Here is a 21,520-nt window from a genome sequence, read left to right on the forward strand (position 1 = left end):
CCACCGCGCGCCCACTTGCCGACGCTCCGAAACTATTTGCCTTTGTTTTTGGAAGATTTACGGGGCGTGGTTTCCGGCTTGTTGGTTGATTCCGAAGCATCAGCGGCCTTTTCAGGGGCAGCGACCCGCGCTGGCTTGGTAGTAGCCTTAGCAGCCGGTTTAGCCTGAGCCACTGAGGGACCCTTAGCCGGCGCAGCCTGCCGCGCTACCGACGTAGCCGGACGGGCAGCCTGTCGCGTTACCGGACCCTGCTGCCGCCGCACGGGCTGCTTGGCTTCGGGCTTCACCTGTTGAGCCATACGCCGCAGACCGCGCCGAACGGGTTCAGGCTCGGGCTCGGGCTCCACGAATTCGATCAGCTGGAAGTTGGACAAGCCTGCCTGCAGGTCGTCGGCAATGTCAGCCAGCTTCTGGCTGGAAGCCGTGAGTTCCTGCATGCTCGAAGAAAGCTGCTTGGCCGTGCCGGCTACCTGCTGCGTACCCGAAGCCGTCTGCTCGGCAATGGCTACCACTTCCTCCACGTACTTTACTACGTCGCCAATCGAGGTTTTCTGCACCTCGGTAGCCGTGAGGATGTCGCGGGAAGTGCGAAGCGTCTCGCCGCTGGAGGTGGCAATGTTCTTAAAGGCACTGGAGGCTTCGAACGTAGCGTTTTTGCCTTTGAGTACCCGGCCTTCCATGGTCGAAATAGCGGTGGCGGCGGAGGTCGTATCTTTCTTTACGTCTTCTACCAGCGTGGCAATTTCGTTGGCCGACTTGCGGGAGCCTTCGGCCAGCTTGCGGATTTCCTCGGCTACTACCGCGAAACCCCGACCAGCTTCCCCGGCCCGGGCCGCTTCGATAGCGGCGTTCAGAGCCAGCAGGTTGGTTTGCGAGGCAATGTCGGTAATCACGCCCAGCGACTTGCTGATTTCCCCGGAACGGGTGCTCAGTACTTCAATGGTGCGGGCCGTCTGGGCGGCGGCGTTGGAAATTTCTTCCATGTTCTTCACCACCTCAGCTACCGTTTTCAGACCCAGTTGCGAGGTTTGCTCACCCAGGATAGCGGCTTTGATACCGACGTCGGCTTTGCCGGCCGTTTCCTTGGTGGCCGTCATGATCTCCTCGATCAGCTTGAAGGCCTGGTCGGTCTTGAGGGCCTGGTTCTGGGCGCCTTCTGCCATCTGTTGCATGGCCAGGGCCACATCAACCGTGACGCGGCTCATCTCCTGGCCTTTGCCGGCCATTTCCTCCGACGACGACCCCACAACCAACGAAGAGTCGTTGATTTCACCGAGCAGCTCGTTCAGGTTCTCCACGGCCAAGTTAAGCGCATCGGACATGGCCATGATGTCGCCGGCGGTGGGTACTTCCACGCGCTGGGTCAGGTCACCTTCCGATATGGCGCGCACTACGCGGGCCACTTCCAGTACTGGGGAGGCAATGGATTCGAGCAGGGCGTTGAGCGTATCCACGAGTTCTTTCCAGGAGCCCGATACGCCACCTACTGTGGCGCGTTCCGTCAGCTTGCCTTCCACCCCGGCTACCTTGGCCACCCGGCTAACTTCTACGGCCAGTCGGTTCAGGTCATCCACCATTCGGTTGATGGTGTCGGCCAGATCAGCTACTTCGCCTTTGGCTTCCAGGGTCAGCTTCTGAGTAAGGTCACCTTTCGATACGGCGGTTACTACTTTCACCAGCCCTCGTACCTGCGTGGTGAGGTTGGAGGCCATGGTATTTACCCGGTCGGTCAGCTCCTTCCATACCCCGCTCACGCTGGGCACGTTGGCCTGACCACCGAGACGGCCTTCCGTGCCTACCTCAAGGGCCACGCGGGTTACCTCGCCGGCAAAGATGTTGAGCGAGTCCACCATCCGGTTGATGTTGTCCTTCAGGTCGAGCAGCTCGCCTTTTACATCAACGGATACTTTCTGGCTCAGGTCGCCACGGGCTACGGCGGTGGTTACGTTGGCAATGTCCCGCACCTGGCTGGTGAGCGAGGCGGCCATGAAGTTTACGTTGTCGGTGAGGTCTTTCCAGGTTCCGCGCACGTTGGGCACCACAGCCTGGCCGCCCAGCTTGCCTTCGGTGCCTACTTCGCGGGCCACGCGGGTTACTTCGTCGCCGAACGTGTTCAGGGAGTCCACCATCTGGTTGAGGTTTTCCTTCAGCTGGAAAAGCTCGCCCTTTACGTTTACCGTAATCTTCTGCGACAAGTCGCCGCGGGCTACGGCCGTGGCCACGTTGGCAATGTCCCGCACCTGAGAAGTCAGGTTGCTGGCCATCGTGTTTACGTTGTCGGTGAGGTCTTTCCAGGTACCCGACACGTTCGGCACGTTGGCCTGACCGCCCAGAATACCCTCGGTACCCACTTCGCGGGCCACGCGGGTTACTTCCCCAGCGAAGATGTTCAGGGAGTCCACCATCTGGTTCAGAATGTTCTTCAGATCCAGCAGCTCGCCTTTTACATCTACCGTTATTTTCTGGGTCAGGTCACCTTTAGCTACGGCGGTAGCTACGTTGGCAATGTCCCGCACCTGAGAGGTCAGGTTGCTGGCCATCGTGTTTACGTTGTCGGTCAGCTCTTTCCAGGTACCGCCTACGCGGGGCACGTTGGCCTGGCCGCCCAGCTTGCCTTCGGTGCCTACTTCGCGGGCCACACGGGTTACTTCCCCGGCAAAGATGTTCAGGGAGTCCACCATCTGGTTCAGAATGTTCTTGAGCTCCAGAATTTCTCCCTTCACATTCACCGTCATCTTCTGCGACAAGTCGCCGCGGGCTACGGCGGTGGCCACGTTGGCAATGTCCCGTACCTGGCTTGTCAAGTTCGAAGCCATGTAGTTTACATTGTCAGTCAACTCCTTCCACACACCGGCCACGTTCGGTACCGAGGCCTGGCCCCCCAGCTTTCCTTCCGCGCCTACCTCGAGGGCCACGCGGGTTACTTCGCCGGCGAACAGGTTGAGCGAGTCCACCATCTGGTTCAGGTTCTGCTTCAGCTGTAGCAGCTCCCCCTTTACATCTACCGTAATCTTCTGGCTCAAGTCGCCGCGGGCTACGGCCGTGGCTACGTTGGCAATGTCCCGTACCTGAGAAGTCAGGTTGGCGGCCATAGTGTTTACGTTGTCCGTCAGGTCTTTCCAGGTACCAGCTACGTTGGGCACTACAGCCTGACCGCCGAGGCGGCCTTCGGTACCCACTTCCTGGGCCACGCGGGTTACCTCGCCGGCGAACAGGTTGAGCGAGTCCACCATCTGGTTCAGGTTCTGCTTCAGCTGTAGCAGCTCCCCTTTTACATCTACCGTAATCTTCTGCGTCAGGTCACCCTTGGCTACGGCCGTGGCCACGTTGGCAATGTCGCGCACCTGACTCGTCAGGTTGCTGGCCATGTTGTTTACGTTGTCCGTCAGGTCCTTCCATACGCCGCCCACGTTCGGCACCGAGGCCTGACCACCCAGCTTTCCTTCGGTACCCACTTCCTGGGCCACGCGGGTTACTTCGCCGGCGAACAGGTTGAGCGAGTCCACCATCTGGTTCAGGTTCTGCTTCAGCTGCAGCAGCTCGCCCTTTACATCTACCGTAATCTTCTGCGTCAGGTCACCCTTCGCTACGGCGGTAGCCACGTTGGCAATGTCGCGCACCTGACTCGTCAGGTTGCTGGCCATGTTGTTTACGTTGTCCGTCAGGTCTTTCCAGATGCCGCCCACGTTCGGTACCGAGGCCTGGCCACCCAGCTTTCCTTCTGTGCCTACTTCCTGCGCTACGCGGGTTACTTCGCCAGCGAAAACGTTGAGGTTGTCAATCGTTTTGTTGATGGTTTCGGCCATCACCTTGAAGTCGCCCGACACCGGAATCTGGAAGGATTCGTCGAGGTTGCCGCGGCTGATGTTCTTGAGTACTTTGCCTACCTCCAATACCGGTACGGCAATGCTGTCTACCAGGCCGTTGATGTTGTTGATCATGTCGCGCCAGAAACCGGCCGCATTTTCGGCGGAGGCGCGGGCTTTCAGGTTTCCTTCCACCCCGGCCACCTTCGAAATGCGCGACACCTCGCCGCCTACCCCGCCAATCATTTCCACCATGGAATTGTAGGCTTCGGCTATTTCGGCGAAGATGTCGTCGTTCTGCTTGGTGAGGCGCACCGATACGTCGCCTTTCTTGAAGGCATCGAGGGCGTAGAGCACGCGGTTAAGTTGCTCATTGACATAGTCAGGAGCTTGGTCGGCTATTTCGGCCCGCACCACTCCCCGCTTGCGCGTGCTGTCACTCGTAACGGCCGTGCCTTTCTTGGAAGGCGCCGCTTCAGACTGCCCGTTGCGCAGGGGCGTTACCGGCGCGTCGGTGGCGGTAGTAACAGAAGAATCGGCGGATTTAGCGGCGCGGGTGGGTTTGCCAGAAGCCATATACTATGGAATTGCGAAGCCGGAAATAAAGGCAGTGCAGATGAAGACAAGCCGGAACTCAGCCCTTTTCGTCAGACCGACAAAGGTAACAAAACTGGCAAACCCGCCTAATTCACCGCAATTTTTCCTGATTTGCCGCGCTATATAGCTCAATCATCATCTGCTGAACTACTTACTTGCCTATTGTGTAGTAGACTCCCGGCCTTATTTCAACTTTATCTGGATGAATAAAATACCGGGCCGGAATATTGCAGCATCTTTGCGGCAAAATTCAACTTCCCTGCGCTGCTTCCCGTTCTACTCAAGAAAATAACGGCAGCCCCCGCCCTGCTTCCTCTTATATGGTTAAGAACCTAGTCATTGTCGAGTCCCCAGCCAAGGCCAAAACCATCGAAGGTTACTTGGGCAAGGACTTCATTGTAAAATCCAGCTTTGGCCACGTGCGTGATTTGCCGAAGGATAATAATGCCATTGACATTGCCAATGGCTTCAAGCCTACCTACGTCGTATCGCCCGATAAACGCGAAATCATCAGCCAGCTGAAGAAGCTGGCCAAGGAAGCCGAAACCGTGTGGCTGGCCAGTGATGATGACCGCGAAGGCGAAGCCATCAGCTGGCACCTTGCCGAAACCCTGAACCTGACCGGTGGCGACAAAACCCGCCGCATCGTGTTTCGCGAAATCACCAAGAATGCCATTCTCACAGCCATCGACAACCCCCGGGAAATCGACCTGAACCTGGTGAATGCCCAGCAGGCCCGCCGCGTGCTCGACCGGCTAGTAGGCTTTGAGCTGAGCCCGGTACTCTGGAAAAAAGTAAAAGCCGGCCTCTCGGCCGGGCGTGTGCAGAGTGTGGCCGTGCGGCTGGTAGTGGAGCGGGAGCGGGAAATCAGCCAGTTCAAAACGTCTTCCGCCTACCGCGTGGTAGCCCGCTTTGATGCCGGTCGCGGGGCCGTGCTGGAAGCCGAGCTGCCGAAGCGCTTTGCTGCCCGCGACGAAGCCGAGGCCTTCCTGGCGCGCTGCGTGGGAGCCAGCTACCGCATCGAAAACCTGGAGAAAAAGCCCGGCAAGCGCAGCCCCGCGCCGCCGTTTACTACCTCTACTTTGCAACAGGAAGCCTCGCGTAAGCTGGGTTTTTCGGTGGCTCAGACGATGAGCGTGGCTCAGAAGCTCTACGAAGCTGGCCGCATCAGCTACATGCGTACGGACTCCGTGAACCTTTCGCAGGATGCGCTGGCGGCGGCCAAGGTGGCTATTTCGCAGGCCTACGGCGAAGAATACGCGCACACCCGTCAGTTCAAAACCAAGTCGGCCTCGGCCCAGGAAGCCCACGAAGCCATCCGGCCCACGGACTTTGCCCTGGTGAAAGCCGGTGAGGACTCCGCCGAGCAGCGCCTCTACGACCTGATTCGCAAGCGCGCCCTGGGCTCCCAGATGGCCGACGCGGTGATTGAGCGCACGGTGGCTACCATTGGCATCAGCACCCAACCCGGCGTTATGCTTACCGCTACAGGCGAGGTGATTACCTTCGAAGGCTTCCTGAAAGCTTACGCTGAAAGCAAGGACGATGACGAGCAGGATGACGCTGCGGAATCGTCGTTTTCACGCGGCTTACCGCCCTTGAGCGTGGGCCAGGATCTGCCCCTGCAGGTGCTGCGCGCTACCGAGCGGTATGCCTCCCCGGCGGCCCGCTATACCGAGGCTTCCCTAGTGAAAAAGATGGAGGAAATGGGCATCGGCCGGCCATCCACCTACGCGCCTACCATCAGCACCATTCAGAAGCGTGGCTACGTGGAAAAAGATACCCGCGAAGGTAAGGAGCGCAAGTTCCATGTGCTTACGCTGGATGGCGACGCGGTGAAAACCGAGGTAAAAACCGAAACTTACGGAGCCGACAAAGCCAAACTGTTTCCGACCGATACAGCCATGGTGGTAACGGATTTCCTGGTAGAGCACTTCCCCGTAATTGTGGACTTTCAGTTCACGGCCAAGGTAGAAGACGAGTTTGACCGCATTGCCGATGGCCAGGAAGTGTGGACCGATATGCTGGCCGGCTTCTACAGCACCTTCCACGAAACGGTAGAGCGCGGGCAGGACATTGAGCGCAGCACGCTGGGCAGCACCCGCGAAATTGGTGTTCATCCCGAAACCGGTCAGAAGCTGACGGCTCGCCTGGGCCGCTTTGGTCCCTACGTGCAGATCGAGCCACTGGAAGGCGCCCCCGAAGGCGAGAAGGCCGTGTATGCCAGCCTGCGCAAAGGACAGTTCATCGAGAATATCACCCTGGAAGAAGCGCTGGAGCTGTTTAAGCTACCCCGCGTGGTGGGCGAGTTCGAGGACAAGGCCATGACGGCCGCGCTCGGCCGCTTTGGCCCCTACATCCGCCATGACAGCAAGTTTTACTCGCTTACCAAGGAGCAGGATCCGCACACCATCACGGCGCAGGAAGCCGTTGAGCTGATTGAAGCCAAGCGCAAGTCGGACTCGGAGCGCCTGATTAAAACCTTCCCCAGCCGCGAAGACGTGCAGGTACTGAATGGTCGCTTCGGGCCCTACATCGTGGTAGGCAAGAAAAACGTGAAGATTCCGAAAGGCGAAGAACCCGTGGAGCTAACGCTGGAACGCTGCCTGGAGCTGGCCGACGCCACGCCCGATAAACCAGCCAAAGGCGGCCGCTTCGGGAAGAAAGCTGCGCCGGCTGCCGAGGAAAAAGCGGATACGCCCGCCAAGAAACCGGCCGCCAAAAAGCCCGCGGCGAAAAAGCCGGCCGCTAAGAAGGCTGCTCCTAAAACAGCCGCTTCCAAAACAGCCAGTAAGGCTAAGTAAAGCTTCTTTCGCGCCATTCCGCGCAGCAAAAAGGCTCCGGCATTAGTCGGGGCCTTTTTTGTTGTAGGTTGGATGAAATACCAAGCTGATGGGAGCCGTTAGGAAGTCTGCATTGAGCTTGCCATTTTCTATGCTGATGATGCCTATCCTACTGTTGCTGCTCGCCACACTTGGCAACCCCATACCGGCCCAATCTGCCCCAGTCCGGCAAGCCAGGACTGCGCAAACCCTTGTCTCCGGCCGGGCTCAGGACTATGCCTGGCTGGCAGCCGGGCGCTACAACGCCCGCCAGACGCTGGCCTCCCGGTTTGCTCCGCCCCCGGGCTACCAGCGTGTGGATGTACTGACGGGGTCTTTTGGGGCCTGGCTGCGCTACCTGCCCTTGCTGCCGGGCAAACCGCCGGTGCAACTGCACAATGGTCAGCTGAAAAACCGCCAGGATGTACACGCTGCGGTGCTGGACCTCGACGTAGGCACTCAGGATCTGCAGCAGTGCGCCGATGCGGTTATCCGCTTGCGGGCCGAGTACCAATTCAGCCGGCAGCCCAACCAGATTCATTTTCACCTCACCAGCGGCCACGATATCCGCTTTCAGGACTGGTACTCAGGTACAGGGTTTCGGGTGACGGGCAACAGCGTGCAGCCTGCCCCACGCCCCGCCGAAGCGCCCAGCCACGCCAGCCTCCGCCGCTACCTCGACCGGATATTCACTTACGCCGGTACCCTGTCGCTGAGCAAGGAACTGCGGCCTGTTCCGTTAACGCAGGTACGCCCGGGCGACGTACTGATTCACGGCGGCTCGCCGGGCCACGCGGTGCTGGTGCTGGACGTAGCGGTGCAAGCCACTACCGGCCGTCGAGTAGCCCTGCTGGCGCAAAGCTATATGCCTGCCCAACAGGTGCACGTCCTGAAAAACCAGGCGGGCCCGGGCCTGGGTGCCTGGTTTTTCCTCGACCCGCAGGCCGACCAGGTGCTTACGCCCGAGTGGACGTTCGAGCGCACCGAGCTAGGCCGGTTTGAGTAGGCAAGCAGCAGCGGTACTGCTCCGAACCACACGGGCCCAGACAAGGTATATACCTGACGAATCTATTATCCCCGCTACCTATGAAAAAGAAAATCGTGGCCCTCACCGGGGCCGGAATTTCGGCTGAAAGCGGCTTGGCCACCTTTCGGGGCTCCGACGGGCTGTGGGAAGGCCACCGCATCGAGGACGTGGCCACGCCTGAGGGCTGGGCTAAAAACCCCAAGCTGGTGCTGGAGTTCTACAACCAACGCCGGGGCGCTGCCCGTGCCACGGAGCCCAACGCCGGCCACCTGGCCTTGGCCGCGCTGGAGCAGGACTTTGACGTAGTGATTGTAACCCAGAACGTGGACGACCTGCACGAGCGGGCCGGCTCCTCGCACGTTATTCATCTGCACGGCCAGCTGTTTGAGTCGCGCAGCTCTTACTTCGAGCAACTGGTGTACCCCATGGAATCGGACCGGATAGAGCTGGGCGACCTGTGCGAGAAAGGGCATCAGCTCAGGCCCAACATCGTGTGGTTTGGCGAAGCCGTACCATTGATGGAGCGGGCCGTAGAGGAAGCCGCTACGGCCGACGTGTTTCTGGTGGTGGGCACTTCCCTGCAGGTGTATCCGGCGGCTGGTCTCGTCGACTACGTCCGGCCTGGCACGCCCATCTACATCATCGACCCCAGCCGCCCACCGGTTTCAGCCCGCCCCGATCTGCACTTCATCACGGAGCCCGCCACCACCGGCGTGCCTAAAGTAGCCGCCGAACTGATGCGGGCCGAAAGCTGATTCTGGTTAACCTTGGCATACGAAAAGCCCCGCCACAAAATGTAGCGGGGCTTTTTGTGTTAAACCAGTTGAGCTTGATGCACTACTGGATTACCAGCTTCTGCACCTGGGTCGATTCGCCGCTCGTTACGCGCAGCAGGTAGAGGCCACTCTTGAGCGACTGGCAATCCAGCTGCAGTTCGCCGTTGGCAAAAGTCGTGCGCTGGAGCATTTCCTGGCCGCTTACCGTGGTGATGCGTACGCCTACGGGCACTTTGGCATCGTGGCCACTCAGGCGCAGCTGCAACGTGCGGCCGGCGGGCAGCGGGTTCGGGTATACCTCCACGCCAAAGGGTCCGCTAGCCGTCTTGGTCTTGGCATCCGTAGCCGTGCCGATGGCAGTAGCGCCGCTGGAGCTGGTCAGTGAGGTTACTTTGGTGATGCGGATCCAGTTGATATTCCAGCCGTTGGTCTGGGCAAACACCCCGAAGTTGTAGGTGCCCGCATTGACGTTCACGTTCTTGGAAACCGTAGTCCAGTTCTGCCAGCCCCCGGTAGCCGGAATGGCCACGTTGCCTAACTGCACCGAACCGGCGTTCAGATCAGACGACAACGTACCACCGCTGGGGCTGGCTACGCGGTACTCTAGCTTGTAAGTGCCGGAAGTAGGGAAGTTGACGTTGTTGTAGGCCATCCAGTCGCCGGCGTCGATATAGGCCACGTTCTGGCCGCCTTCCGAGCAGTTTTCCAGCTGTACGCCGTTCATGGCCGAGTAGCTTTCCGCCTGCAGCGTAACGCTGGAAGCCGGCGGGGTGCTCGTCTTCTGGAATACCCGCACGTAGTCGACGTACATAGTGGCGGGCAGCTTGCTTTCGTCTACTGTCTGGCCGGGCCAGTTGCCGGCTACCGCCAGGTTTAGGAGCAGGAAGAAGGGCCGCTGAAACTCCTCAGTGCCGCCCGTGTTGCCGGCAATGTTGATTTCGTGGTATTTCACCCCATCAACAAACCAGCGGATGTAAGTGGGCTCCCACTCCACCGTGTACACGTGGTAGTTCTGGGGCGTCGTCACGGTGTTGCCTCCGTACTCGGCGTGGCCGTTGCTGTCCCAGTGCACCGTGCCGTACACCTTGCTTTCGGAGTTGATGTGCTCCATCACGTCGATTTCGCCGCAGGCCGGCCAGCCAACCTGCCCGATGTTGGCACCCAGCATCCAGAAAGCCGGCCATAGGCCCTGGCCCAACGGCATCTTGATGCGGGCTTCTATCTTACCGTAGGTGAACTGCTTGACGCCCTGCGTTTTCATCCGGGCCGAGGTGTAGGGCAACCCGCCTACATTTTCTCTCCGGGCCGTAATCATCAGGTCCGTGCCATTCACGGTGGCGTTGGCGCGCTGGTAGTACTGCTTTTCGTTGTTGCCCCAGCCGCCGCCGCCGGTTTCAAAGACCCAACTGGAACTGATGCTGCCATTGAATTCATCGGCCCATACCTGCTGGTAGGTTTGCGCCTGGGCAACCTGTGTGGCACCGGCCAATGCCAAAGCGCCACAGAATGTGGTAAAAAGTTTCTTCATGATGGTGGGGTTGTGGAAAAGAGGTAGGTCGAGGAGTGCGGCGCTTCAAAAGCTGCGGATGCAGACTTGGAAACAGCAGCAATATATTGGGCTGGCTAGTGGAATGTCAACTGCTGAAAACGCCTTACATGGCGCTAAAACTCTCTTTCTTTGACTTTTTCACACTTACGTCACACGTATTGATGTACTTACTTGCGCACTAGGCCTGATTTAATCCTCCGAAAACACCAGTTGGTGAAACGGTTAGAAAACAAGCAAATAAGCAGGATTTTGCACAGGGAATTTTTAATTTATTGTAACGTCAGGTCAGTTTCAACAAAGTATTTTCAAAATACGTGTTTCTACCTGCCCTATTTCGACCGGCCGATTCAGCAAGTAGCCCCAGAGAGTATGCTGATGGCAGAGAGAGTACTCTTTTCACCGGATTAAGAAAATTTAATCTGGTCTTATCCCCGTTCAGCTTTCTGCGTAAGTAAGGCACTTCCTGTTCGGATTTCCCTTCCAGCTACATGCTCAACCCTTACTTACGGCTGCTGGCAGCGGCGCTGTTGCTTACGGCAACGCGCCCGGTGCTGGCGCAGACGACCCCGGCCCATACCGTTTTCCTGCTCGGCAACACTGCCACCACCGCGCCTACCCCTGCTCACCTGCAGGCGCTGCGCCGCACTTTAGAACAGCACACCGGTCCGTTTACCGTGGTCCACCTCGGCGACATTGTGGGTAATGAAGGCTTAACAGGCAAACAAGACAGCAGTACGACCAGCCAGCAAGCCCGCGCCGATGCGCTGATTAACCTGCTCACGGGCCTGCCCAACGGCAAGCTTTACTTTGTGCCCGGGGATAAGGACTGGGCCAACTCCGGCCCCGAGGGCCTAAAGCGCGTACGTCGGCTGGAAAAGTACATTGAAAAGCGCCTGCCCGGCCAGAATGCCTTTGTTCCCACGGGTGGCTGCCCCGGTCCTGAAGTGGTGGATATTGCCCCCAACGTGCGCCTGGTAGCCATCAACTCGCCCTGGTGGACGCACCCCTACGACCGGCCCGAAGCGCCCGACACCGACTGCAAAACCATGACGCAGGAGGAGTTCCGGGAGCAGCTGCAGGATATTCTAGACGATACCAAAGGCAAAAACGTGCTACTGGTGGGCCATCAGCCCGTCGTGAGCAATGGCATTTATGGGGGTCACATGCCCGTGCTGCGTCACTTTCTGCCCCCGTTGGTAGGCTCGTTCTACACGGCGTACCGCCAGAACGTGGGCTCCCCGCGCGATATGGCCAACCCAGCCTACCAGAACTTCCGCAAGGAGCTGCTGAATACGCTGCAGGAAAATCCCGGCGTGGTGTACGCCGCCGCCCACGATTACAGCCTGCAGCTCACCCAACTGGCGGGCAACTACCACCTGGTGGCTGGCTCCTTTACCGAAAAGCAGCACGTGGGCGCCAATGCCAACTCTCTCTACAACAAGTCCGAAGAAGGCTTTTCCAAGCTTGAATACTACGAAGACGGCACCGTAAAAACGGCTTTCTACACCTTTGAGGGCCCTGCCAAGACGCTGAAGGAAGCCTACGCGGGTACCCTTTTCCAGAGTGCCTGCCAGGAGCCGCGCCTGCCGGGAATACCCGTTAATGCCTTTATTCCCGATTGTCCCACTGCCCCCAGCGGAGTAGTCACTACTAAGCCTGATGCGCCCTATGTTGCCAGCATGACAGTGACGCCCGGTCCCCAATACCAAGGAGGCCCCGGCAAGCGGTTTTTCCTGGGGCCGCTCTACCGCACATCCTGGACGCAACCGGTGCAGGTACCCACGCTCAATCTGGCTACCGATAAAGGCGGTCTGCGCCCATTTGGGCGGGGCGGCGGACGGCAGACGACTTCGCTCAAGCTCATTGCCGCCGACTCCTCGGAGTACGTGTTCCGCTCCGTGGACAAGGACGTGACCAAGATTCTGCCCCCCGAGCTGCGCAACTCCATTGCCGCCGACGTGCTGCGCGACATCACGCCCACGGCCCATCCCTACTCTGCCCTGGCCGTGTCATCCTTGCTCGACCAGACCGATATTCTGCACGCCCGGCCGCGCCTGTTTGTGCTGCCCGACAACCAGCATCTCGATTCCTACCGGGACCAGTACGCCGGCTTGCTGGGCACTCTGGAGGACCGACCTGTTGACCCCAAGCCCAACCTGCCGGGCTTTGGCGGGGCCGACGAAGTACGCCGCTCTTTCAGCTTTTTCCGCCAGCTCTACAAGGACCACGACAACCGCGTGGATGCGGTGGCCCTTGGCAAGGCCCGCGCCTTTGATATGCTGGTGGCTGACTTTGGCAAGCACGAGGACAACTGGAAATGGGCCGGCTACAAGCAAGGCAACACCACTATTTACAAGCCCATTCCGCGCGACCGGGACCAATCGTTTACCCTCTGGAACGGGCTGCTAACCTGGACGGCCAACCGCGAGTGGGCTGTGCCTAGCATTGAGGACTTTCAAGCGGAGTTTCACGACATGGAAAGCCTGAACTGGCCGGCTCGCCATTTGGACAGGTTCCTGCTTCAGTCGCTCACGCGGGAGCAGTGGCAGGACGTAGGCAAGTACCTGCAGCAGCAGATTACGCCCACCGCCATCGACCAGGCTACGGCTCAGTTTCCCCAGGAAATCCAGGCACTTTCGGGGCAGGAAATCAACCGGAAGCTGAAAGCCCGCATTCAGGAATTGCCCAAAGCACTGGACGAATACTACCTGATGCTGGCCGAGCGCGTGGACGTGGTGGGCTCCAACAAGAGCGAGGTATTCCAGGTGGAGCGCCTCCCCGACGGCAACCTGCGCGTGCGTATGTTCGACAAAGCCAAGGGCACCGACCAGCCCGATGGCGAACCGCTCTTCGACCGCACCTTCAAGCGCAAAGAAACCGATGAGGTAAGTATTTACGGCCTCGGCGACGACGACATTTTCACCGTTACGGGTCAGGCGAAGCACAGCATCCTGCTGCGCATCATCGGCGGCGACGGCAAAGACCGCATCGCCGATGAATCGAGCGTAGCGGGCCTGCGGGCACTGACGAAAGTGTACGACGTGCCCGACACCGAACTGAAGCTGAGCAAGGAAGGCGACAACCGCACTTCCACCAAGCTGGACGTGAACCGCTACGACCGGGAGCAGTTCGAGTACGACGGCTACAACCCGCGCGCCACGCTCATCTTCAACCAGAGCGACGGATTTGGGGCCGGCGCGGGCTTCGACATCGTGCACCAGGGCTTCCGCAAGCCCGGCTTCAAGAACCTCTACGGCATCGACATCCAGGGCTCCACCAACGGCAACTTTCAGGTTTCGTTGAACTCTCGCTACCGCTACGCCATCAGGAAGTGGGATATTGGGCTGCGCACCGAGTACGGCAACTACTTCCAGTACTACAACTTCTTCGGCCTCGGCAACCAGACGACCAAGGACGACGACCTCTACGACGACAACTTCTACAAGGCCCGCTACAAAGGCTACACCGCCAATGCCTTTCTGGAGCGCACTTTCCTGCAGCGCAGCCTTTTCCGCATCGGCCCGAGCTATGAGCATTACAAATCCAACTTCACGGCTAATTCCCTTCTGGGCACTGAAAATCCTAACCCGATTCCTGATGAGTTGCGGCCCAATACGCAGTTTCAGCGGCTGTTAGGCCTGAATGCCGTGCTCGACCTTGATTTGCGCGACCGGCAGAGCTTTGCCCGGCGCGGGGTGCGCCTGCGGGCCCAGCACGACTCCTACCGCCAGCTCAACCAAGCTAAAGCCAACTTCGGCCTCACCCAGGTTTTCGGCGAGTTCTACGGTACGGCCCGCCTGCTCGTGCCGGCCACGCTGGTGGTGAAAGTAGGCGGAGCCAAAAACTACGGCGACCGAAACCAGATTCCCTTCTACAAATACACCAATCTGGGCTTGCGTGAAGGCTTGCGCGGCTACGTACGCAACCGCTTTACCGGCGACGCCAGCGCCTACCTCAACACCGAGCTGCGCTTGGCCCTAGGCCAAAGCAAGAACTCCATCCTGCCCTTCTACTACGGCGTGTTCGGGTTCTACGACCAGGGCCGCGTGTACTTCCGCGGCGACTCGCCCACGGGCTGGCATGCAGGCTACGGCGGCGGCTTCTACATCGCCCCCGTTACTGAGCAGTTAGCATTGTCCGTCTCCTATCAGACCTCTGCGGAAGAAAGCGCCCTGCTCCAGTTCGGCGTCGGCTTCCGCATCGACCAGTAGGGTTTTCTTTTGCCCAAATAGTGGTACCTATAACCGTCTGGGTTGCCCGTAAACGGCTATATTTGTCTACCGACTGCCTTTCCTCGCCTAATCAACTCCTATGGATTACCCTCTGCTGAAACTGGCTGCCATCGATATTGGATCAAATGCGGTGCGCTGCCAGATTTCGGCAGTGCTCCACTATGGCGAGCGGTACCGGCTCAAGCGGGTGGAGTACGTGCGCTACCCTTTGCGCCTGGGTGAGGATGTGTTTGCCACCGGCCGTATCTCGGAGAAAAAGCAGGATAAGTTCATCAAGTTCCTGCACGCGCTGAAGCTGCTGATGGAGGTACACGACGTGGCGCCCAACCACTACCTGGTGTGCGCCACCTCCGCCATGCGCACCGCCGAGAACGGCCAGGAAGTGGCCGCCCGCATCCAACAGGAACTGGGCATGACGGTGCAGGTAATTGACGGGCAGGACGAAGCCGCCTACATCAACCGGGTAATTGAGCACCTGCTCGAAGACAAAAAGCACTACCTCCACATTGATGTGGGTGGGGGCAGCACCGAGTTCAACATCTACCACGACCGGCGCAAAGTGGCTTCGCAGTCCTTTGAGGTGGGCTCTATCCGGCGCATGCAGCAGGAGGAAGCTGGCCTCAGCACCGAGGCTATGCGCGAAACCTGGCAGCGCATGGAAGACTGGGTGACGGAAAACGGCCGCCGCTACCACGTTACGCGCGCCATCGGCACCGGCGGCAACATCAACAAGCTCTACAGCTTGGCCCAGCCCCAGCTTGACAAGCCCGTGACGCGTGCCCGCATTGCCACCATCCTCGACCACCTCACCAGCCTGAGCATGGATGAACGCGTGAACGTGGCTATGCTCAACCCCGACCGCGCCGACGTCATCGTGCCCGCCGGCCATATCTACCTCTCGGCCATGCAGTGGGCCAACATCCACTCCATGATCGTGCCCGACATCGGTCTGAAAGACGGCATGCTGCAAGCCCTGTTCGAGGACCACTTCGAGGAGTTCCGCCCCAAAGACAACCACAGGCCCGGCAGCCCCCAGCTCACCGTGCAAAGCCGCCCCACGGACGTAGAGTAAAAGGCCTGACCGGTGACCCGATCCTCACCCCCGCCCCCCTCTCTCGTGGAGAGGGGAGCCAACATCCCTGCCCGGCGCAACTGCTTCGGCTCGCGCCTCCGCAGCTGCTACCACCTAACGAAATTGCTTCTACACGACAAGACCTCGGCTGGTAAGCCGAGGTCTTGTTTCGTCAGGCCCCCTCTCCACGGGAGAGGGGGCGGGGGTGAGGCCCTGTAAGCTTCTAATTCCCCGCTGAAACCGGTAGCGAAACCGGCAACTCCGTCTCATCTTCGCCGGTATCTACTGGAGTACAGAAGTCGGCGGGCTGTTCGTCGGCGTCTTCCTCAGCGGCCATAATCACGGCTGAAACCTCTTCTACCACCGGCTGCGAGGCGGCCAGCGTAGCCAGATACTCCTGGTGCAGCAGGCTCTCGGCCACTACCCCAAAGTTTTTCTGGTAAAACTCCTTGTGCACATTGAAGGGCACCTCGTCGGGGCCGGGCTGGCGGCGCACGTAGGCCCCATCTTCGCGCATGATGTAGGTGTTCTGGTTGTCCTTCAGGTTGAAGTACAGAATGTTGATGGCCTCGCGCGTGAGCTGCGGGTTCACGATACGGAACAGGGCCTCGATGCGCCGGTCAAAGGAGCGCACCATCACGTCGGCGGAGCCGGCATACACTTCCGGCTGTCCGGCCTGGTGGAAGTAGAACAAGCGCGCATGCTCCAGGTATTCGCCTACAATGCTGCGCACCTCAATATTGTCGCTGAGGCCGGGGCGGCCGGGGCGCAGGCAGCAGATGCCGCGCACAATCAGCCGTATGGATACGCCCGCCTTGGAGGCTTTGTAGAACTCGTCGATGACCTCCTTGTCTTCCAGGGAGTTCATCTTCATGATGATGCCGCTGGGCAGGCCCTTTTTGGCGTTTTTGGCTTCCTCCCGGATCAGGTGAATCAGCTGCTGGCGCATGTCCTTGGGCGCCGTAATCAGGTACTCGTAGCCGTCGGGCTGGGAGTGGCCGGTGATTACGTTGAAGAATTCCGACACGTCGTGGCCGTACACGTCGTTGGTAGTGAGCAGGCTTACGTCAGTGTATAGGCGAGAGGTCTGCTCGTTGTAGTTGCCCGAGCCGATGTGCACATAGCGCGTCACCTTCTCCCCTTCCTTGCGGATGATCATCAGCAGCTTGGTGTGGGTCTTGTACTTACCTACTCCGTAGATGACAAAGCAGCCTGCTTTTTCCAGACGTGCCCCCTCGCGAATATTCTTCTCCTCGTCGAACCGCGCCTTCACCTCGAACAGCACCGATACGTGCTTGCCGTTTTCGGCGGCTTTCAGCAACGCGGCCGACACCCGCGAGTCGTCGGCCAGGCGGTAGATGGTTTGCTTGATGCCCAGCACGTGGGGGTCTTCGGCGGCCTGTTCCAGCAGCCGCACCACCGGCTCGATGGAGTTGTAGGGATGGTGGAGCAGCACGTCGTGGTGCTTGAGGTACTCGAAGAGGTTGTCCTCGGCCCCATCGGGCAGGCTCAGCGGCGTCACGGGCGAAGGCATCCGGGAGCCTTTGCCACGGAAGTTCGGGTGCTTCAGAATCTGCGTGAGCCCGCGCATATCCAGCAGCGAGTTGATAACGAACACATTGCCGTTGTCAATCTTCCAGCGGTCCTTGAGTACGCTCATCAGCACCAGCGAGGCATCCTGCTCCACTTCCAACCGCACTACGCGGCCTTTCTTGCGCGTCTTCAGGCCTACCTGAATTTCTTTGATGAAGTCTACGTCGATGTCTTCCGACTCTTCCAGGGTGAAGTCGCCGTTGCGGGTGATGCGGAACAGGTTGGCCGAAACGATTTCGATGTTGCGGAACAGCTTGGGCAGGTTGGCCCGCACGATTTCCTCGATGGGCACGAAGATGACTTTGTCCTTGCGCGTGAGCTCAAAAAAGCGCGACAGGTTCTGCGGAATCTGCACGAAGGTGAGGCGTTCCTGCCCCTTTTCCACGTCGGTATCTACACCCGTGCGCGTGACGACCCCGAAGATGAGCATCTGGTTCATCATCAGCGGAAAGCCGTGGTAGGAGTCGTACACCATGGGCGTGAGCAGCGGGAACACGGTATGCTTGAAGTAGCCCTCAGCTTTCTTCAGCTCCAGCTCCGTGAGCTCCTCCATTCGCAGAATATTGAAGCCGTGGCGCTCAAACTGCGGTTTCAGCTCGTAGTGGTACGTGAGCGACTGGTCGTTGATGAAGCGGTGGGCAAAGTCGAGCAGCTTGCGCCGGAAAGGCAGCTCGCGCAGTCCCGAATAGTCCACCCGCTCCTTGCCATAGTCGATATAGTTGTAGAGCGACCCCACGCGAATCATAAAGAACTCATCGAGGTTGGAGCTGGTGATGCTCAGGAACCGCAGCCGGTCGAACAAGGACTTGCTGGCGTCCTTGGCCTGGTCGAGCACGCGGTAGTTAAAGCGCAGCCAGCTCAGGTCGCGGCTAATGTATTTGCTTTTGCGGATGAGGTCGGCGGACTTGAAAAGTTTCATAGCGGAAGTAAAAACGGGGTAAGATACGCAGGACGCAGGCTGCGCAGCTAGGCTTGGGCCACGGAAATAATGGCCGTGGCTTCTATTTCGACCAGCAGCCGGTCGTCAATCAGGGCGCGCACCTCCACCATGGAAGTAACCGGCCGGATCTGCCCGAAAACCTCCCCGTGCGCCCGGCCCACGGCCTCCCACTGCGAAATATCCGTGACGTAGATGCGCGTGCGCACCACGTCTTCCAGGCAGGCTCCGGCCCGGGTCAGGGCATCGGCAATTTTCTCCAGGATGCGCACGGTCTGGCGGTAAGCGTCGCCGCCGGCTACGGTGTCGCCATCCTGCGCGGTGGTGCCGGCCACTTCTACCACATTGCCCACGCGTACGGCCCGCGAGTAGCCTACTACGGCCTCCCAAGGCGCGCCGGAAGAAATATTCTGTCGCATCACTTCTTAACTTACAAATGAACGTCATGCTTTATCAGCACGCGAGCTGATTCAGCGTTGCCTCTGCATGACGGGCAGTTTTATTTTACTCGGCATGCCCAATAAAAAAGCCCGCTGGCGGCGGGCTTTTTTATGATTGAAACGCTTACACGTCGACTTTAGCGTACTTAGCGTTTTTCTCGATGAAGTCCCGGCGGGGTGCCACTTCATCACCCATGAGCATGGAGAACAGGTGGTCAGCTTCCACGGCCGAGTCCACGTCTACCCGCTTGAGGGAGCGGGTGGCGGGCTGCATGGTAGTTTCCCAGAGCTGCTCGGCGTTCATCTCACCCAGGCCCTTATAGCGTTGCACGCCTACGGTTTCGGGGCGGCCGCGGCCCAGCTCTTCCTGAGCTTTCGTACGGTCGTCTTCGGTCCAGCAGTAGCGCTCCTCTTTGCCGCGCTTCACCAGATACAGCGGCGGCAGCGCAATGTAGATGTAACCTTTCTCGATCAACTCCGGCATGTAGCGGAAGAAGAACGTGAGGATCAGCGTACGAATGTGGGAGCCGTCGATGTCGGCGTCCGTCATGATGACGATTTTGTGGTAGCGCAGCTTGTCCAGGTTCAGGGAGCGGGAGCTGCTGCCGTCGTCCTCGTCGGTCTTCTTCTCGAAGCTCACGCCGAGGGCCGTAATCATGTTGCGGATTTCCTCGTTTTCGTAGATGCGGTGCTCCTGCGCCTTCTCCACGTTCAGGATCTTGCCCCGCAGCGGCAGAATGGCCTGGAAAGCCCGGTTGCGGCCCTGCTTGGCAGTGCCGCCGGCCGAGTCACCTTCCACCAGGTACAGCTCGCAGATAGCCGGGTCCGATTCCGAGCAGTCGGCCAGCTTGCCGGGCAGGGAGTTGGAGCCCAGCACGGTTTTGCGCTGCACCATCTCGCGGGCTTTCTTGGCGGCTACCCGGGCCTTGGCGGCCAGAATCACCTTTTCCACGATGACGCGGGCTTCCTTGGGGTTTTCCTCGAGGTACTGGTTCAGAATCTCGCCCACTACCTGGTTCACCGCTCCGCTTACCTCGGAGTTGCCCAGCTTGCCTTTGGTCTGGCCTTCGAATTTGGGCTCGGCTACTTTCACCGAAATAACGGCGGTGAGGCCCTCGCGAAAGTCGTCGCCCTGGATTTCAATTTTCGCCTTGGCCACCTCGCCCGATTTCTCGGCGTAGGCTTTCAGTACCCGGGTAATGGCCGAGCGGAAGCCTGCTACGTGCGTGCCGCCCTCGTGGGTGTTGATGTTGTTGACGTAGGAGAAGATGTGCTCCTGGTACGAGTCGTTGTACTGGAAAGCCACTTCCACCGGAATGCCGCGCTCGGTAGCCACGTACACGGGCTTGGTCATGAGCACCGTGCGGCTGCTGTCGAGGTACTGCACGTACTCGGCCACGCCACCCTGGGAGTAGAACTCGTCGCGCTGCTCTTCGCCCCCGTCGGCGGGCGTGCGCAGGTCCTGGAGGACGATGCGGATGCCCCGGTTCAGGTAAGCCAGCTCCCGCAGGCGGGTGGCAATCCGCTCGTAGGAGTACAAGAGCGTTTCGTCGAAGATGGTGGGGTCGGGCTGGAACCGCACCAGCGTGCCCCGCTCGGTGGTGTCGCCAACCTCGCGCACGTCGTACTGCGGTACGCCGATGGTATATTCCTGCTCGTAGATGTGGCCGTCGCGCTTAACCGTGACGTGGGTGTGGGTGCTGAGCGCATTCACGCAGCTCACGCCCACGCCGTGCAGGCCGCCGGAGGTTTTGTAGCTGTTCTTATCGAATTTGCCACCGGCGTGGAGCACGGTAAGGGCTATTTCGAGGGCTGATTTGCCAAATTTCTGGTTGATACCGACGGGGATACCGCGGCCGTTGTCCTGCACCGAAATGGCGTTGCCGGGGTGGATGGTCACCTCAATCCGGTCGCACTGCCCGGCCAGGGCTTCATCAATGGAGTTATCGACTACCTCCCACACCAGATGGTGCAGACCTTTCACGCCGGTGTCGCCGATGTACATGGAAGGGCGCTTGCGCACCGCTTCGAGCCCTTCGAGCACCTGAATACTATCCGCGGAGTAGTCCGAAGTACCGATTATCTCTTGTGTTTCACTCATGTGACGCAGTTAATTCAGCCTAACTTAGGTATCTACAAAGATACCTATTTTATCTGGTTTTTGCCAGCATACGCGCGGTTTTGGCTTCTTCTGGCGGGGTATTTCTTGGCTCACAAACTCCGCCGTACGGCAGCCTAAACAGGAGGCATGACCGCGGCTAAAATTCGGCCCGGAGAAACAAATATTCCGGCCTTTTCAGTAGCTTGTCTACCTTGCTGCCCGGCGCACGTAGAAACAACGCCGGACAGGCCGCCCGAACCAATTCCGAAAACTTCTGTTTTGTAGTCCTATGCCTGAAGTTGCCAACCTTACGCTGAGCGAGGCTACGCGCACGGAGCCCGTGCTGCATTATGCCTACTGCATCGACGCCTCCAACCGCCCCGCCAACCACATAGGCGACTGGCCGGAAGAAGGCAAAATTTACCCCGTCCGGCTGGTTCCCAGCAAGGTAGAAGGGCTGGAATTGGTACATGTACTGGGCTTTGAAGGCAACGCTCCGTACTTCAACGCCTTCAGCCCCCACCGCTTTGAAATTGCGGCGGAAGTATACCTGAATTAATTGTTCCAT

11 protein-coding genes are annotated in these 21,520 nt (G+C 59.3%); 6 read left to right on the forward strand and 5 right to left on the reverse strand.

Translation table 11 applies throughout. The features are described from left to right. Positions 1 to 32: 32 nt before the first annotated feature. On the reverse strand, positions 33 to 4,382 hold the full coding sequence (locus LRS06_RS01690) for a HAMP domain-containing protein (protein WP_257869880.1): 4,350 nt from the start codon (positions 4,380 to 4,382) through the stop codon (positions 33 to 35). A gap of 341 nt (positions 4,383 to 4,723) precedes the next feature. Here LRS06_RS01690 and topA point away from each other — a divergent pair, with 341 nt between their 5' ends. The 3 genes from topA to LRS06_RS01705 all read left to right on the forward strand — a co-directional run bounded on the left by topA (position 4,724) and on the right by LRS06_RS01705 (position 9,007). Then, positions 4,724 to 7,207, forward strand: a complete 2,484-nt coding sequence (gene topA / locus LRS06_RS01695; protein ID WP_257869881.1) for a type I DNA topoisomerase — start codon at positions 4,724 to 4,726, stop codon at positions 7,205 to 7,207. A gap of 136 nt (positions 7,208 to 7,343) precedes the next feature. Then, complete coding sequence (locus LRS06_RS01700) at positions 7,344 to 8,231, forward strand: DUF4846 domain-containing protein (protein ID WP_257869882.1); 888 nt, start codon at positions 7,344 to 7,346, stop codon at positions 8,229 to 8,231. An 80-nt stretch (positions 8,232 to 8,311) separates the two neighbouring features. Beyond that, entirely contained in the window at positions 8,312 to 9,007 is a 696-nt protein-coding gene (locus tag LRS06_RS01705) for an NAD-dependent deacylase (RefSeq protein WP_257869883.1), read from the forward strand. An 82-nt stretch (positions 9,008 to 9,089) separates the two neighbouring features. Here the strand turns inward: LRS06_RS01705 and LRS06_RS01710 are convergent, their stop codons facing one another. After that, positions 9,090 to 10,556 (reverse strand): carbohydrate-binding protein, encoded by a 1,467-nt coding sequence (locus LRS06_RS01710; RefSeq protein WP_257869884.1) that lies wholly within the window; start codon positions 10,554 to 10,556, stop codon positions 9,090 to 9,092. 509 nt (positions 10,557 to 11,065) lie between these two features. Between LRS06_RS01710 and LRS06_RS01715 the strand changes: the two genes are divergently transcribed. Then, positions 11,066 to 14,788, forward strand: coding sequence for a hypothetical protein (locus LRS06_RS01715; RefSeq protein ID WP_257869885.1), 3,723 nt, complete (start codon positions 11,066 to 11,068; stop codon positions 14,786 to 14,788). A gap of 100 nt (positions 14,789 to 14,888) precedes the next feature. Beyond that, a complete protein-coding gene (locus tag LRS06_RS01720) occupies positions 14,889 to 15,881 on the forward strand; it encodes a phosphatase (RefSeq protein WP_257869886.1) in 993 nt (330 codons plus the stop codon). A 223-nt stretch (positions 15,882 to 16,104) separates the two neighbouring features. On the opposite strand, the gene ppk1 is transcribed toward LRS06_RS01720, so the two are convergent. From ppk1 to gyrB, 3 genes are all read right to left on the reverse strand, one after another. Continuing rightward, positions 16,105 to 18,393: a polyphosphate kinase 1 gene (ppk1, locus tag LRS06_RS01725; RefSeq protein ID WP_257869887.1), complete on the reverse strand. Its 2,289-nt coding sequence runs from the start codon at positions 18,391 to 18,393 to the stop codon at positions 16,105 to 16,107. Positions 18,394 to 18,440: 47 nt separating this feature from the next. Next, positions 18,441 to 18,833: a RidA family protein gene (locus tag LRS06_RS01730; RefSeq protein WP_257869888.1), complete on the reverse strand. Its 393-nt coding sequence runs from the start codon at positions 18,831 to 18,833 to the stop codon at positions 18,441 to 18,443. 142 nt (positions 18,834 to 18,975) lie between these two features. Then, the gene (gene gyrB / locus LRS06_RS01735) at positions 18,976 to 20,952 is read right to left on the reverse strand and encodes a DNA topoisomerase (ATP-hydrolyzing) subunit B (protein ID WP_257869889.1); all 1,977 of its coding nucleotides are present in this window, start codon (positions 20,950 to 20,952) and stop codon (positions 18,976 to 18,978) included. A 289-nt stretch (positions 20,953 to 21,241) separates the two neighbouring features. Between gyrB and LRS06_RS01740 the strand changes: the two genes are divergently transcribed. Beyond that, a complete protein-coding gene (locus tag LRS06_RS01740; protein ID WP_257869890.1) occupies positions 21,242 to 21,511 on the forward strand; it encodes a hypothetical protein in 270 nt (89 codons plus the stop codon). Positions 21,512 to 21,520 lie beyond the last annotated feature (9 nt).

It is taken from the genome of Hymenobacter sp. J193 (assembly GCF_024700075.1).
Lineage (GTDB): Bacteria > Bacteroidota > Bacteroidia > Cytophagales > Hymenobacteraceae > Hymenobacter.